The sequence below is a fragment of the Terrabacter sp. 2RAF25 genome (assembly GCF_052115265.1).
Taxonomy (GTDB): Bacteria; Actinomycetota; Actinomycetes; order Actinomycetales; family Dermatophilaceae; genus Terrabacter.
The window spans coordinates 1,056,703-1,071,166 of record NZ_JBFRGJ010000002.1 but is presented as its reverse complement, the minus strand read 5'-3'; the positions used below and the strand labels follow the sequence as shown (position 1 = coordinate 1,071,166).

Annotated in this window: 18 protein-coding genes; 7 read left to right on the top strand and 11 right to left on the bottom strand. The window is 72.3% G+C overall.

Going from position 1 to position 14,464, the window contains the following annotated elements:
* Positions 1 to 57 precede the first annotated feature (57 nt).
* The 3 genes from AB4091_RS08245 to AB4091_RS08235 all read left to right on the top strand — a co-directional run bounded on the left by AB4091_RS08245 (position 58) and on the right by AB4091_RS08235 (position 2,950).
* Complete coding sequence (locus tag AB4091_RS08245; RefSeq protein WP_442291247.1) at positions 58 to 1,068, top strand: GTP pyrophosphokinase; 1,011 nt, start codon at positions 58 to 60, stop codon at positions 1,066 to 1,068.
* Between the two features lie 121 nt (positions 1,069 to 1,189).
* Complete coding sequence (locus tag AB4091_RS08240; protein ID WP_442291246.1) at positions 1,190 to 1,618, top strand: YciI family protein; 429 nt, start codon at positions 1,190 to 1,192, stop codon at positions 1,616 to 1,618.
* Complete coding sequence (locus tag AB4091_RS08235; protein WP_442291245.1) at positions 1,619 to 2,950, top strand: DUF6596 domain-containing protein; 1,332 nt, start codon at positions 1,619 to 1,621, stop codon at positions 2,948 to 2,950. It abuts the gene before it with no gap.
* On the opposite strand, the gene AB4091_RS08230 is transcribed toward AB4091_RS08235, so the two are convergent.
* Positions 2,937 to 3,479, bottom strand: coding sequence for a DinB family protein (locus tag AB4091_RS08230; RefSeq protein WP_442291244.1), 543 nt, complete (start codon positions 3,477 to 3,479; stop codon positions 2,937 to 2,939). The two genes, AB4091_RS08235 and AB4091_RS08230, sit on opposite strands and share 14 nt — an antisense overlap.
* Before the next feature lie 72 nt (positions 3,480 to 3,551).
* Between AB4091_RS08230 and AB4091_RS08225 the strand changes: the two genes are divergently transcribed.
* From AB4091_RS08225 to AB4091_RS08215, 3 genes are read left to right on the top strand one after another with little or no spacing between them, the layout of a single operon-like run.
* Positions 3,552 to 4,178 carry a LysE family translocator gene (locus AB4091_RS08225; RefSeq protein ID WP_442291243.1) on the top strand — a complete coding sequence of 209 codons (627 nt, stop codon included), beginning with the start codon at positions 3,552 to 3,554 and terminating at the stop codon, positions 4,176 to 4,178.
* Between the two features lie 39 nt (positions 4,179 to 4,217).
* Entirely contained in the window at positions 4,218 to 5,651 is a 1,434-nt protein-coding gene (locus tag AB4091_RS08220; protein ID WP_442291242.1) for an FAD-binding oxidoreductase, read from the top strand.
* On the top strand, positions 5,648 to 6,979 hold the full coding sequence (locus AB4091_RS08215) for a class I SAM-dependent methyltransferase (protein ID WP_442291241.1): 1,332 nt from the start codon (positions 5,648 to 5,650) through the stop codon (positions 6,977 to 6,979). Before AB4091_RS08220 ends, AB4091_RS08215 begins: the two co-directional genes overlap by 4 nt.
* Here AB4091_RS08215 and AB4091_RS08210 read toward each other — a convergent pair.
* The 5 genes from AB4091_RS08210 to AB4091_RS08190 form a co-directional block, all read right to left on the bottom strand.
* Positions 6,976 to 7,527: a hemerythrin domain-containing protein gene (locus AB4091_RS08210; RefSeq protein WP_442291240.1), complete on the bottom strand. Its 552-nt coding sequence runs from the start codon at positions 7,525 to 7,527 to the stop codon at positions 6,976 to 6,978. The genes AB4091_RS08215 and AB4091_RS08210 overlap by 4 nt on opposite strands.
* An 80-nt stretch (positions 7,528 to 7,607) precedes the next feature.
* On the bottom strand, positions 7,608 to 7,868 hold the full coding sequence (locus AB4091_RS08205; protein WP_442291239.1) for a metal-sensitive transcriptional regulator: 261 nt from the start codon (positions 7,866 to 7,868) through the stop codon (positions 7,608 to 7,610).
* 88 nt (positions 7,869 to 7,956) lie between these two features.
* Entirely contained in the window at positions 7,957 to 8,292 is a 336-nt protein-coding gene (locus tag AB4091_RS08200; protein WP_442291238.1) for a YnfA family protein, read from the bottom strand.
* Complete coding sequence (locus tag AB4091_RS08195) at positions 8,289 to 8,690, bottom strand: VOC family protein (RefSeq protein ID WP_442291237.1); 402 nt, start codon at positions 8,688 to 8,690, stop codon at positions 8,289 to 8,291. The genes AB4091_RS08200 and AB4091_RS08195 overlap by 4 nt, the downstream gene beginning before the upstream one ends.
* Before the next feature lie 87 nt (positions 8,691 to 8,777).
* Entirely contained in the window at positions 8,778 to 9,398 is a 621-nt protein-coding gene (locus AB4091_RS08190; RefSeq protein WP_442291236.1) for a class I SAM-dependent methyltransferase, read from the bottom strand.
* 132 nt (positions 9,399 to 9,530) lie between these two features.
* On the opposite strand from AB4091_RS08190, the gene AB4091_RS08185 reads away from it, so the two are divergent.
* The gene (locus tag AB4091_RS08185) at positions 9,531 to 10,055 is read left to right on the top strand and encodes a flavodoxin family protein (protein WP_442291235.1); all 525 of its coding nucleotides are present in this window, start codon (positions 9,531 to 9,533) and stop codon (positions 10,053 to 10,055) included.
* Between the two features lie 19 nt (positions 10,056 to 10,074).
* On the opposite strand, the gene AB4091_RS08180 is transcribed toward AB4091_RS08185, so the two are convergent.
* From AB4091_RS08180 to AB4091_RS08160, 5 genes are all read right to left on the bottom strand, one after another.
* Positions 10,075 to 11,007, bottom strand: a complete 933-nt coding sequence (locus AB4091_RS08180; protein ID WP_442291234.1) for an alpha/beta fold hydrolase — start codon at positions 11,005 to 11,007, stop codon at positions 10,075 to 10,077.
* A gap of 41 nt (positions 11,008 to 11,048) precedes the next feature.
* Positions 11,049 to 12,323: an RNA polymerase sigma factor gene (locus tag AB4091_RS08175; RefSeq protein WP_442291233.1), complete on the bottom strand. Its 1,275-nt coding sequence runs from the start codon at positions 12,321 to 12,323 to the stop codon at positions 11,049 to 11,051.
* Positions 12,324 to 12,327: 4 nt separating this feature from the next.
* Complete coding sequence (locus AB4091_RS08170) at positions 12,328 to 12,708, bottom strand: YciI family protein (RefSeq protein ID WP_442291232.1); 381 nt, start codon at positions 12,706 to 12,708, stop codon at positions 12,328 to 12,330.
* Between the two features lie 132 nt (positions 12,709 to 12,840).
* A complete protein-coding gene (locus AB4091_RS08165) occupies positions 12,841 to 13,212 on the bottom strand; it encodes a VOC family protein (protein ID WP_442291231.1) in 372 nt (123 codons plus the stop codon).
* 119 nt (positions 13,213 to 13,331) lie between these two features.
* Positions 13,332 to 14,342: a sugar phosphate isomerase/epimerase family protein gene (locus AB4091_RS08160; protein WP_442291400.1), complete on the bottom strand. Its 1,011-nt coding sequence runs from the start codon at positions 14,340 to 14,342 to the stop codon at positions 13,332 to 13,334.
* Positions 14,343 to 14,464: the final 122 nt, after the last annotated feature.

Below are 14,464 nucleotides of genomic sequence, written 5' to 3'. Positions count from 1 at the left end.
TGGTGGCACCGCGAGCACAGGTCACCGCCGGAGCTGCCGGCACGGCAGGATGGCCGCATGTCCGACAGCGAGGTGGCACCGAAGTCCGGCGACGACGTGGCGGGGGCGTACGCCGCGGTCCGTCCGGACGTCGAGGCCGCCACCGCCCTCTTCGTCGAGATGGTGCGGGCACTGCTCGACGAGGCTGGCATCAACTACCTGACCGTGAGCGGCCGCACCAAGAGCGTGGCCTCGTTCGCGTCGAAGGCCGAGCGCCGCCGCGACGGTCAGCTGCTCTACCCCGACCCCCTCACCGACATCACCGACCAGGTCGGCGTTCGGGTCATCACCTACGTGCACGACGACGTCGCCGCCGTGGCCGAGCTGCTCGCCGAGGAGCTGGCCGTCCTCGACGACCGCGACATGGGCCTCGAGACCGCGCGCTCGGGTCGCTTCGGCTATGCCAGCCGGCACCTGCTCGTCGCGGTCGACGCGAGCCGCACGATCCCCGCCGCCTACGAGGGCCTGCGCCGCCGCAGCGCGTCCGTGCAGATCCGCACGGTGCTCCAGCACGCCTGGGCCGAGTTCGAGCACGACATCCGCTACAAGGGCACGGTGCCCGAGGAGCACGCCCACGACCTCGACCGTCGCTTCACGCTGGCAGCCGGTCTCATCGAGCTCGCCGACCGCGAGTTCTCGGCCATCCGCGACCGCCTCCAGATGGCGCTGCCCGCCACCCCGCCCGACGCCGCCGTCCAGGACCCCCGCATCAGCTCGCAGGACCTCGCGAAGTTCCTCGCGACGAAGTACGCCGACGCCGGCTGGTCGCGCACCGACCACTACGCGTGGGTGTCGGGCCTGCTGCTCGAGCTCGACATCACCTCGGTCGACCACCTGGCCGACGTGATCTCGCACGTCGACGGCACCGACCTCATCAGCCGGATGGGCTACAAGTACCCACCCGGCGCGGTGCGTCGGCTCGACGACGCCCTGCTCGCGACCTTCGGCCGGCGCTACCTCGACCTCGAGGGCAACGCGCACCGACGCGCTTCCCTGGAGGGCCGCCTCGAGAAGCTCGCCGGCAGCTGAGAAACCGGATCCCACGCCGTGTCGATTCCCGCGGGCCGAGTTCGTCAGGATGATGTGGCGAGGGTCGCCGCAGCGCAGAGCACATCGCACTCCGCGCACCTGAGCAGAGAAGGAGCCGGCCATGGCCGAGACGTACGCATACCTGATCCACGAGGGCGACTGGGACTCCGACGCATGGCTGAACGGTGCCCCGCCCGCTGATGGTGGACCCGCGGGCAAGGACCCGAACGCGTCGATGACGGACGAGATGAACGCGAGCTTCCCCGAGCACGAGGCATTCCAGAAGGCCGTCGTCGAGCTCGGCGCCCGCCTCGTCGGCGGCAGCGCGCTCCAGAACACCCGCCACGGCGGCACCGTCACCCCGGGCGCCGGTGACCGCAAGGTCGAGGACGCCGTCTACACGGACGGGCCGTTCACCGACACCTCCGAGGTCATCACCGGCTTCTACCTCGTCGAGACCGATGACGAGGACACCGCTCGCCGCATCGCGGCCCTGGTGCCCACCGGTGGCCGCATCGAGTGGCGCAAGGTCTTCCCGACGGGGATGTGAGTGCCTCTCGGGACGGGTGAGTTCGAGGAGGCGTGGCCGCGCATCGTGCGCGCCCTCGCCTCCTTCACCGGGAGCCTCGACGATGCCGAGGAGTACGCCGCCGAGGCCGTCGCCCGCGCCGCCGCGCACGACCGCGCCGGCGGGGCCGGCATCGAGTCGTACGCCGCCTGGTGCACCTCGGTCGCGAAGCGCGCCTGGCTCGACGACGCCCGTCGCCGCGCGGTGGAGCGCCGGCTCGCGCCCGAGCTCGCCCGCCCTGAGGCCGATCCCGTCTCGAACCCCGGCACCGACCGCACCGCCATGGATGCCGATGACCTGTCCGTCCACGTTCGCGAGGGGCTCGACGACCGCCTCGCCCTCCTCTTCGTCGCCTGCGACGAAGCCATCTCGCCGGCCTCGCGGATGGTGCTCGCCCTCCGTGTGGTCTGCGGCCTCACCGTGCCGGAGATCGCCGGTCACCTCGGGATCCAGGAGACCGCCGCAGCCGCCCGCCTCACCCGGGCCAAGCGCGCCCTGTCGGAGGCCCGTGGCGCGTTCCACGTGCCCGAGGCCGCCGAACGCGAACGCCGCCTGCCCGTCGTGATCGCCTGCGTGTCAGCCATGTTCACGGTCGCACATCGCACGGTGCTCGACCCGGCGGACGCCCTCGCCGACACCGGACGCCAGGCGCTCTCGATCGCGGACGCCCTCGTCGCGGCCTACCCCGACGACACCGAGGTGCACGGCCTCCGTGCCGTCATCCGGCTCGGGCTGGCCCGACGCCCGGCGCGCGTTGCGGCCGACGGCACCGGTCTCGCGCTCGACGAGGTCGACCGACGCCGTTGGGACGTCGGGCTGCTGGCGGCGGGCCTGGACGACGCGACGTTCGCGGCCGCTGGCGAGGGGCGGTTCGCCATCGAGGCGGCCATCGCCGGGCTGCACTCGAGCGCGCGGACGTTCGAGCTCACCGACTGGACGCGCATCGTCCGGCTCTACGGCGCCCTGGAGCAGCGTTGGCCCTCGCCCTCGGTCCGGGTCGCGCGGCTCGTCGCCACGGCCCAGGCCCTGCTCGCCGCCACGACCTCCACGACCCCCACGACCCCCACGACCTCCACTGGGCAGCCCACCCAGATCCCGGATGCCCTGGCCGAGGTGGAGCGGGAGCTCACGTCCCTCGAGACGGGCGCTCCGGCATACGCGAGCCGGGACGCCTCCCTCGCCCTCGCGGACCTCGAGTGGCGCACCGGGCGGCGGGAGCACGCTGCCGCGCGCTACCGCGACCTCGCCGAGGTCGTCGCCGTCGAGCCGCTCCGGCGGTTCTGCCTCCGGCGGGCCGGCCTCACTCCCCCGTGACGCCGTCGACGTTCTCGCGCAGGAAGTCCGCGTGGCCGTTGTGGCGGGCGTACTCCTCGATCATGTGCAGCAGGATCCAGCGCAGGGTGAACTGCTGGTTCTCCTTGCGGTCCAGCTTCGCCGAGCGGAAGTCGAGCCCACCCTCGGCGAGCGCCGCGTCGATGTCGCGGCGGGCCTGCTCGACCGACTCGTCCATGATCCGGCGCAGCTCCTCGGGGCTGTCCGTCGCGGCCGACGTCATCTCCCAGTCGCGGTCGGCGTCCCAGTCGGCGCCCGCCCACGGCTCGGGCATCGGCCGTCCGAGCAGCACCTCGCCGAACCAGCTCGCCTCGTTGAGCGCGACGTGCTTGAGCAGGGCCCCGAGGGTGAGCGTCGAGGGCGCGAGGCGCTGGTCCAGCTGCTCCGCCGTCAGTCCCTCGGCCTTCATCCGGAGCGTGTCGCGGTGGTAGTCGAGGAACGCGACGAGGGTGGTCGCCTCGTCGGCGGCGAGCGGTGGGTCGGTGCGCTGGATGTTCGAGGGCGTCGTCATGACGACCGACGCTAGTGTCCGACGGCTGGAAAACGCCTGCCCTTTACGCCCGGGCGGGCGCACACTGGGCGGGTGCCGACGTCGAGTCAGTGGGTCGCGTTCCTCATCGCGTCGATCCTCTTCATCCAGGTTCCGGGCCCCAGCCTGCTCTTCACCATCGGTCGTGCCCTCACGGTCGGCCGGCGCGAGGCGCTGCTCTCGGTGGTCGGCAACGCCATCGGCGTCACGACCCAGGCGGTGCTCGTCGCGGTGGGGCTCGGCGCCGTCGTGGCCGCGAGCGTCACGGCCTACACCGTCGTCAAGGTGGCCGGTGCGGCATACGTCATCTGGCTCGGCGTGCAGGCGATCCGCAACCGCCACGAGGCTCGCGAGGCCCTCGAGAAGCAGGTCTCGGGCAAGCGGGGGCACGCCCTGCGCATCGGCATGGTCGTGGGGCTCACCAACCCCAAGACGATCCTCTTCTTCGTCGCCTTCCTGCCGCAGTTCACGAACGCCGCCGCCGGGCACGTCGCCGTGCAGATGGCCGTGCTCGGCGCGGTCTTCGGCGTCCTCGCCGTGTGCAGCGACAGCGTGTGGGCGCTGCTCGCGGCCCGCGCGCGGGAGTGGTTCGCCCGTGAGCCGGCCCGGCTCGACAAGCTCGGCGCCACCGGCGGCGTCATGATGGTCGGCCTCGGCGCGACCCTGCTTGCCACCGAGTAATCCCCACCATCGGCCAGCCGTGTCTGTTTGACTTGGACCGTGGCAGCCCCTCAGGTCACGACGATCGGTGAGGACCCGTCGACGCGGGCCCGCGACCACGAACGCGCGATCGCCGACGTCCAGCGGGCGTATGCCGCCCTCCCGCCCGACCGGCCGGTGCGCCTGGCGAAGCGCACCTCCAACCTCTTCCGGGTGCGCAGCGACACCGGAGCGCCGGGCCTCGACCTGTCCGCGCTCAGCGGGGTCGTGGACGTGCGTCCCGGCGTCGACGGCGGGCCGGCGACTGCCCGCGTCGGCGGCGTGACGACGTACGAGCAGCTGGTCGACGAGCTGCTGCCGCACGGCTACGTGCCGCTCGTCGTGCCCCAGCTGCGCACCATCACGATCGGCGGTGCCGTCACCGGGCTCGGCATCGAGGCGGCGTCGTTCCGCAACGGTCTCCCCCACGAGTCGGTGCTGGAGATGCGTGTGCTCACTGGTGCGGGCAAGGTCGTCACCGCGACCCCCGACGGGGAGCACGCCGACCTCTTCCGCACCTTCCCCAACTCCTACGGCTCGCTCGGCTACGCCCTCGACCTCGTGATCGAGCTCGAGCCGGCGAGGCCCTACGTCGCCCTGCGTCACGAGCGCTTCGGCTCGGTCGGCGAGCTCGTCGACGCGGTCGATGCCGTCATGGCGTCGCACACGTGGGACGGCGACCGCGTCGACTTCGTCGACGGCGTCGTCTTCGGACCGACCGAGGCCTATCTGACGTTCGGGCGCTGGACCGACCACGTCGAGGGCCAGGCGCGGCCGAGCGACTACACCGGGGAGCACGTCTTCTACCGCTCGATCCAGCAGCGGCGCACCGACGTGCTCACGGCTCACGACTACCTCTGGCGTTGGGACACCGACTGGTTCTGGTGCAGCCGCGCGTTCGGCGCCCAGAACCCGACGATCCGGCGGCTGTGGCCCCGTCACCTGCTCCGCAGCGACGTCTACTGGAAGATCGTCGCCTTCGAGAACCGGCACGGCGTCATGGCGCGCGTCGACCGGCTGCGCGGCCAGCCCGAGCGCGAGCGCGTCGTGCAGGACGTCGAGATCCCGCTCGACCGCACGGCCGAGTTCGTCGACTGGTTCCTGCGCGAGGTCCCCATCGATCCGGTGTGGCTGTGCCCGATCCAGCTGCGCCAGCGCGGCACCGGGACCCCCTGGCCGCTCTACCCGATGGCGCGCGACGAACGCTACGTCAACGTCGGCTTCTGGTCGTCGGTGGCGATCGAGCCCGACGCCGCCGAGGGCGACGTCAACCGGCACATCGAGGCCGAGGTGACCCGGCTCGGCGGCCACAAGTCCCTCTACTCCGACGCGTACTACGACGAGGCCACCTTCGGGCGGCTCTACGGCGGCAACGCGTACGCCCCCGTGAAGAAGAAGTACGACCCGCGTGGACGACTCCCCACGCTCTACGAGAAGGCGGTGCAGTCTCGATGACCCTGACCGTTGGACAGGCCTTCGATCTCGTGTTCGGCTCCGACGCCCCCGTGCGCCTCGTCGCCTGGGACGGCTCGAGCGGCGGCAGCCCCGGCGGGCTCGTCATGCGGATGACGAACCCCGACGGGCTCAACCACTTCCTCACGGGCGGCTCCGAGCTCGGCCTGGCTCGCGCGTACCTGCTCGGTGACCTCGAGATCGAGGGCATCGACGAGGCCGACCCCTACGACGTGCTGCGGCTCGTCAGCGACAACCTCACGCCGCGACGCCAGAGCGTGCGCGAGGCAGCCGAGCTGGCCCGGTTCGTCGCCCACCACCGGCCCCGCGCTCCGCGGCTGCCGCGCGAGGAGACGCCGAGCCAGCTGCACCGCATGGCGCAGGGTCTGCGGCACGCCAAGCGCCGCGACGCGGCCGCCATCAGCCACCACTACGACGTGTCGAACGCGTTCTACGAGCGGGTGCTCGGCCCGTCGATGACCTACACGTGCGCCTGCTTCCCGACCGAGAACGCCTCGCTCGAGGAGGCCCAGGAGTACAAGTACGACCTCGTCGCGCAGAAGCTCGGGCTGGAGCCCGGCATGCGCCTGCTCGACGTCGGCTGTGGGTGGGGAGGCATGGTGCGTCACGCCGTGAAGCACTACGGCGTCACCGCTCTCGGCGTCACCCTGTCCAAGCAGCAGGCCGGCTGGGCGCAGGCCGCGATCGAGGCCGACGGCATCGGTGACCGGGCGGAGGTACGGCACGGCGACTACCGCGACGTCACCGAACGCGGCTTCGACGCCATCAGTTCGATCGGCCTCACCGAGCACATCGGCGTCGGCAACTACCCCGCATACTTCCGGTTCCTGCGCGAGCGGCTGCGCGACGAGGGGCGGCTGCTCAACCACTGCATCACGCGGCCCGACAACAAGCACGACGGGCTCCCGTCGCGGGGCTTCATCAACCGCTACGTCTTCCCCGACGGCGAGCTCACCGGCAGCGGCCACATCGTGCGCGTCATGGAGGACGAGGGCTTCGAGGTGCGCCACCACGAGAACCTCCGCGAGCACTACGCCCGCACCTGCGCCGCGTGGAACGCGAACCTCGCCAAGCACTGGGACGACTGCGTCGAGCTGGCCGGTCTCGGCACGGCGCGCGTCTGGGGCCTCTACCTCGCCGGATCGCGACTCGGCTTCGAGCGCAACGGGATCCAGCTGCACCAGGTGCTCGCGTCACGCACGAGCGCGGAGGGCGTCTCGGGATTCCCGCTGCGACCCCGCGTCGAGCCGAGCGACGCAGGTCGGGCTGGTCAGGCTGGTCAGGCCAGCCGGGCTGGTCAGCGCACCTAGCCCTGGCCGCCGAGGTCGACGTCGTAGGCCTCGTAAACGAGGTCGCCGCCCTTCTGCCGGTGGCGCACGAGGCGGCCCATCAGCACGGTGAGCTCCTCGCGGAAGACCGGCAGGTCGGCCACCGTGCCGCCGTGCTCGAGCACGGCGAGGTAGCCGTGGATCGCGTCGCGGAGGTCTTGGTGCTCGGCGAGCAGCCGGTTGACGCGGCCGGCGAGCCGCGGGGCGTTGTGCCGGGCCCTGTCATAGATGCCGCCCGGGCTCTCGGTGAGGGCGACGTGGTCGTCGAAGTCGTGCGCCAGCTCGGCCAGCGCGGCTCGCACGCGCTCGCGGAACATCCCGCCGCGGGCGATCGGGGCCTCGAGGGCGAGGTCGACGGCAGCCACCGACTCGCGCAGCTCGGAACGGTGCTGGCGCACGCGCTCGAGGTGTCGTGCGAGGTCGGCCGACGCCATCAGGTGCGACAGCTCCTCGGCGGTCGCAGGGACATGGGCGTCCGGACCGGCCTCCTCGACGAGGGGCGGGCTCGGGGCGTTCCGCTGCAGGTTCATGTCGCCACCTCCGTGTCCACCATGGTGCCCCCGGGTGCCCGGTTCGTCCAGACCTGGAGGCGCTCCGCGGGCCGTCGAGGTCAGGCGAGGGAGAGGAAGAGCTTCTCCATCTTCGCGACGTCCATCTGCGCGCCTTCGGGGTCGGCCAGGCACTCGCGAAGGCCGGACGCGATGACCGCGAAACCTGCGCGGTCGAGAGCTCTGGAGACGGCCGCCAGCTGCGTGACGACGTCGGCGCAGTCGCGTCCCTCCTCGAGCATCCGGACGATGCCGCCGATCTGCCCGCGGGCGCGGTTGAGGCGGCGGATGACGGACTGCATCTCGTCGAGGTCGAGCTCCACGGCATACTCCTAATGGCCCTCGGCGACGCTCCCGATCATACCGGGGGCCGTATGCCGTCCGCCACGTTCTCGGGGGCGCATGACCCCGTCAGCCCGAGCGCGGCGCGTACATGATGACCGCGACGCCGACGAGGCACACCAGGGCCCCGGCGACGTCCCAGCGGTCGGGCCGGAAGCCGTCGGCGACCATGCCCCAGGCGAGCGAGCCGACGATGAACACCCCGCCGTACGCCGCGAGGATGCGCCCGAAGTTGGCGTCGGGCTGGAGCGTGGCGACGAAGCCGTAGACGCCGAGCGCCACGACGCCGGCGCCGGCCCACAGCCAGCCCCTGTGCTCGCGCACGCCCTGCCAGATGAGCCAGGCGCCGCCGATCTCGGCGAGCGCGGCCAGCACGAACAGGACGATGGAGCGCGTCACCGTCACGGGATGTCCCCGGCCGCCCGACGCTCGCCGTCGCTGCGCAGGATGCAGAACTCATTGCCCTCGGGGTCCGCCATGACGACCCAGCCACGACCGTCGTCGGTGCGGCAGTCCTGGTCGATGGTGGCGCCGAGCCCGAGCACGCGCTCGACCTCCTCGTCGCGCGGACGGTCGGTGGGGCGCAGGTCGAGGTGCACGCGGTTGCGCACCACCTTGGAGTCGTCGACCTCGATGAGGAGCAGTCGGTGCGAGCCGTCGGGCGAGAAGATCATGCACTCGTGATGGCCCGGCTCATTCGGGTCGTCGGGGTCCTCGTGGTAGCCGAGCAGGTCGGCCCACCAGACCGACTGGGCGTAGGCGTCGAGGGCGTTGATGGTCGTGTGCGAGAGGGCGAGGGCCATGTCGCCCATCCTGCCGGGACCCCGGTCCGCACGACCACCAGGACCGGGCCGGCGCACGCGTAACGCCGGTCGACGGATGAGCTCTGCCTACGCCTCCCGACGGAGCACGACGACGGTGTCGAGCGCGACCCGCTCGCCCTCCTCGGTCTCCACGGGGCGCTCGCGGATGCCCGACTGCTCCACGGTGACCGGCAACCCCTCCGCGGCGTCGAGCACCTCGTCGGGGTCGTAGAGCACAGCGCGGTCGCTCGGCCCGCCCCAGCCCTCGGCGAGGTTGCGCCCCGCATGACCCACGACGACCACCCGTCCGCCGGGACGCACGGCGGTGACCGCGCCACGCAGGGCCCCGCGCCACTCGTCGGCGGGCAGCTGGAGGTAGCTGAGCAGGCCGAGGTCGTAGGAGCCGGGGTCGCCCGGCGCCGGGAGCGTCGCGTCGCCCACCATCGGGGTCAGGCGGCCGACATCGGCGCCGAGCCGGTCGGCGGCCAGCGATCGCATCCGGTCGACGGCCACGGACGAGTAGTCGAGCGCCACCACGGACCACCCCTGCTCCACCATCCAGATCGCGTTGCGCCCCTCCCCCGCCGCCAGGTCGAGGCCATGACCGGGCGTCAGCGGCCCGACGATCTCGGCGACGAAACGGTTCGGCTCGACCGACCACACGAGGTCGTGCGCGGCGTACCGCTCGTCCCATGCCTTGGCGTCCACGACGTCTCCCTCCAGCTGATCGGCCACCTGGCGGCGACCGCGAATCCCATTGTCGCGCGGCGCGTCTCGTTCGTCACGATCCCCGGACACCACCTGCGCCCCGGCGTAGCGTGGATGGCGGAAGGGGTGTGCATGATGAACGTCCTCATCGTCCACGAGTCCATGTTCGGCAACACCCGGGAGATCGCGGCCGCCATCGCCGCTGGGTTGCGGCGGGGCAGACATCCAGGCGACGACGGCGTGAGGCTCGTGCACGTCGACGACGCGCCCGCCACCATCGACGACGACGTCGACCTGCTCCTCGTGGGAGGCCCCACCCACGCCTTCGGCATGACCCGACCGCAGACGAGGCAGGACGCCACGACCAAGGGCGGGACGCCGTCGCGCGCCGGTGTGCGCGAGTGGATCGAGTCCCTGACGCCGCGGACGAACCTTCCCGTCGTCACCTTCGACACCCGCGTGCACGTGCGGATGCTGCCCGGCTCGGCGGCGCGCGCCGCAGCGAAGGCCTTGCGGCACAAGGGCTTCGAGCGGGCGGAACAGGGTGAGACGTTCTGGGTGGAGGGCACGCCCGGACCCGTCGTCTCGGGCGAGGTCGAGCGGGCCGAACGCTGGGGCGCCGAGCTCGCAGCGCGCGTCTCGCACGGCGTCTCGTGACGCGCCTCGCAACAGCCCGCTAGAGCGAGGCGAGCCACGGCTCGAGGTGACCGAGGACCTCCTCGGGCGCCTCGAGCTGTGGCGTGTGCCCGATCCCCTCGAGGTATGCCGTCTGCCACGCCGGGTTCAGCCGCGCGGTGCGCTGGGCGGCCCCGACCGGCACGAGCCGGTCGCGGGTGCCGTGCACGAGGAGCACGGGCTGCGGCACGCCGGCGATGAGGGCGTCGTAGCGCCGGGGACGGCGCAGCATCGCGAGGATCGAGCGCGCCGCCCCGAGGAACTCCGACTCGGAGATGCCGTGCTCGCGGCGCCAGGTGACCAGGCGCACCCCGGCGTCGACGACGTCGGGGTCGGCCCGGGTCGGGTCGGCGAAGCAGAGGTTGACGGTGCCGAGCACCCGCTCGCGGTCGGTGTAACGGGTGTTGATGCGCCTGACGAAGCGTTCGCCGACGTGCGGCACGGCGTACAGCCCGAAGGTGAGGGCCACCTGCGGGTCGGGGCGCAGGCCCGGCGTCGGCAGCGACGGGTCGACGAGGGCGAGGCCGGCCACCTGCGCGGGGCGTCGCTCGGCGAGCAGCAGCGAGACCATGCCGCCCATCGAGTTGCCGACGAGCACGACCGGGCGCCCGAGCACCTCGTGGGCGAACCGGCTGAGCACGGCCGCGTTGTGCTGGACCGTCGTGGCTCGGCCCTCGGCCGGGCTCAGCCCGAACCCGGGCAGGTCGAGCGCCACGACACGTCGGGCGCGTGCCAGCGTCGGCGCGATGCCCACCCAGTTGAGGTGGGAGCCGCCGAGACCGTGCACGAGGACGACGGGCGGCCCGCCCGCGGCCTCGCCGTCCGGACCACCGAAGTCGACCCAGTGGACGGGCCCGTCGAGGTCGAGCGTGTGGCTGCGGCCACCCCAGGGAGCGGCGAGACCGAGGGGTGCCGTGTCCGGCAACGTCGTCATGACCGCACGGTAACCCGTGCCGGCGACGGCGGGCGCCCCGATCACCTGACGCCGAGGGCGTGCTCCTTCGCCGCGGAGGCCCGCGAGCGCAGGTGCCTGGCCTCCGGCGCGTTGACGCTGAGCTCGGCGGCCCGCGTCCACTCGACCGCGGCGTCGTGCCAACGACCCAGCCGGCCGAGCAGCTCGGCCCGCACGACGTGGAAGGGCGTGTAGCCGTCCAGAGGAAGACGGTCGACGTCCGCGAGGGCCGTCTCCGGGCCGTCCACCTCGGCGACGGCGACGACACGGTTGAGGCGCACGACGTCGGTGGGTGCGAGGCGCAGCAGGTGGTCGTAGAGCCGGACGACCTGCGCCCAGTCCGTGTCGGTCGCGTTGGCGGCGTCGCTGTGCACGGCGTTGACGGCGGCCTGCAGCTGGTAGGGCCCGGGCGCGTTCCGCCGCAGGCACCGGCGCACGAGGTCGCGGCCCTCCTCGAGCATGGCCGCGTCCCATAGAGAGCGGTCCTGGTCGGCGAGCAGCACGAGGTCGCCGGCGGCGTCGGTGCGCGCCGGACGGCGGGCCTCGGTGAGCAGCATCAGGGCGAGCAGGCCCATCGCCTCCGGCTCGTCGGGCATCAGCTCGACGAGCACGCGGCCGAGCCGGATCGCCTCGGCCGACAGGTCGGGACGCCCGAGGTCGTCGCCGGACGTCGCCGTGTGCCCCTCGTTGAAGACGAGGTAGATGACCGCGAGCACGCCCACGAGTCGGCCAGGCAGGTCCGCGTCACGCGGCACCCGGTAGGGGATGCCGGTGTCGCGGATCTTCTTCTTGGCGCGCACGACCCGCTGCGCCATCGTCGCCTCGGGCACGAGGAAGGCGTGGGCGATCTCGGGAGTCGAGAGACCACCGAGGAGGCGGAGCGTCAGGGCCACGCGCGCCTCGGGCGACAGCGCCGGGTGGCAGCAGGTGAAGACGAGCCGCAGGCGTTCGTCCTTCACGGGCCCCTCCTCACGGGGTTCGGGCGCAGCATGCACGACGAGGGCCTCCTCGTGCCGCGCCTCGCGCGTCGACTCGCGCCGCAGGCGGTCGACCGCCCGGTTGCGCGCGGTCGTGATGATCCAGCCGGCGGGACTGGGCGGCATACCGTCTCGGGGCCATCGCTCGACCGCCACGGCGAACGCGTCCTGCACCGCGTCCTCGGCCAGGTCGATGTCGCCGAGCGTGCGGATGAGCACGGACACCGCGCGCCCGTGCTCCGCACGGAAGACGCGCGCGATGTCCGCACCCGTGACGGCGCCCTGGTCACGCTGGTCGCCCTGCTCGCCCCGATCGGCCATCACGTCAGCGGTCGGTCGGCTTCTGGCCGGCGTCGTCCTGGTCGACGAAGGGACGCACCTCGACGGGCAGCCCCGTGGCGCCTGCGATCCGCTCGGCCCACCGGAGCACCGCGTCGTAGTCGTCGGACCGCACGATCGTGAAGCCGCCGAGGTGCTCCTTGGCCTCGGCGAAGGGGCCGTCGGTGAGCACGGCGTCGGCGACCGGGTCGCTCTTGCGGATCGTCGTGGCGCTCGCCTGGTCGCCGAGGCCACCGGCGAACACCCAGCCGCCGGCCGCTCGGATGTCGTCGTTGACGACCTCGAGGTCGGCCATGACGCGGCTGAGGTCGAGGTCCTCGGGCGGCGGGCCGTCGGGCGAGAACAGGCTGATCAGGTAGGTCTTCATCGTCGTCTCCTCCTGCCGGTGTCGCGCCGGCCGGTCGTGGTGGCTCCTGGAGGCGGCACCCTTCGTGCACCTCCACCGTCTACACGAACGCCACCGGGGCAGATCGACCGGACGGCTGAAAAAAGCGTCCGCTCAGGTGCGCGGGCGCTGCTCGACGAGGCCGACGAGGTTGCCCTCGGAGTCGACGACGAAGGCCATCCACTCGTCGGTGCCGGCGGGGCCGAGCGTGTCGTCGTCGTGGGCGAAGATGACGTGCGGCTCGCTGCGCACCTCGACCCCGGCGCCGCGCAGCCGCTCGACCGTCGCGTCGATGTCGTCGACGCCGAGGTAGACGAGGGCGCTCGGCGCGCCGACGTCGAGCAGGAGGCGGACGCCGCCGACGTCGAAGAAGACGAGCCCCGGCGGGTCGTAGGTGGCCAGGGGCTCGGCGCCGAGCAGGACGGCGTAGAAGGCGGAGGCGCGGCCGAGGTCCTCGGCCCGCTGGGCGATCTGGACGAGTGCCATGCCCCGACGGTAGACGCCCCCTGTGTCGGTTGGGCACTTTGCCGAGGGAGCGGGGCCGTTCGGGCTCCACGAACGACGGCAAAGCGCCCACCCGACGGAGCGTTGAGGCTCGGCTGGGGTCAGTCCTTGCTGCTGCTGAAAGCCGCGTCGAAGGCAGCCTCTGGCTTGTCGAAGTTCAGCGCGCGGACGAAGTCGAGGGCGCCCGGGGCGCCGACGAGACGGTCCATGCCGGCGTCCTCCCACTCGATGGAGATCGGACCGTCGTAGCCGATCGCGTTGAGGGTGCGGAAGCAGTCCTCCCACGGCACGTCACCGTGGCCGGTCGACACGAAGTCCCAGCCGCGGCGCGGGTCGCCCCACGGCAGGTGCGAGCCGAGACGACCGTTGCGGCCGTTGCCGATCCGCTTGCGGGTGTCCTTGCAGTCGACGTGGTAGATCCGGTCCTTGAAGTCCCAGATGAACGCGGCCGGGTCGAGGTCCTGCCACACCATGTGGCTCGGGTCCCAGTTGAGCCCGAAGGCCTCGCGGTGGCCGATCGCCTCGAGAGTGGCGACGGTGCTCCAGTAGTCGTACGCGATCTCGCTGGGGTGCACCTCGTGCGCGAACTTCACGCCGACCTCGTCGAAGACGTCGAGGATCGGGTTCCAGCGGTCTGCGAAGTCGGCGTACCCGGCCTGGATGACGTCGTCGCCCACGGGCGGGAACATCGCGACGTACTTCCAGACGGCCGAGCCGGTGAACCCGATGACGGTGTCGACGCCGAGCTTCGCGGCGGCGCGGGCGGTGTCGGCCATCCGCTCGGCCGCGCGCTTGCGCACGCCCTCGGGGTCGCCGTCGCCCCACACCGACGCGGGCAGGATGTCCTGGTGGCGCTGGTCGATCGGGTCGTCGCACACGGCCTGGCCGACGAGGTGGTTGGAGATGGCCCACACCTCGAGGCCGTGCCGCTCGAGGATCTCGCGGCGGCCCTCGATGTAGCCGTCCTCCGTGAGGGCGCGGTCGACCTCGAAGTGGTCGCCCCAGCAGGCGATCTCGAGGCCGTCGTAGCCCCACTCGCCGGCGAGGCGGCACACCTCCTCGAAGGGCAGGTCGGCCCACTGTCCGGTGAAGAGCGTGATCGGTCGAGCCATCGTGGATCTCCTTGCTGCGGAAGTGAGTTGCTGCTGTGAGGTGCTTGCTGGGTGTGCTGCTGCGGTGCTGGTCCAGCGGGCCGTGGTGCTGGTGCCGACAACGGCTCCAGCGGCCTCGAGCA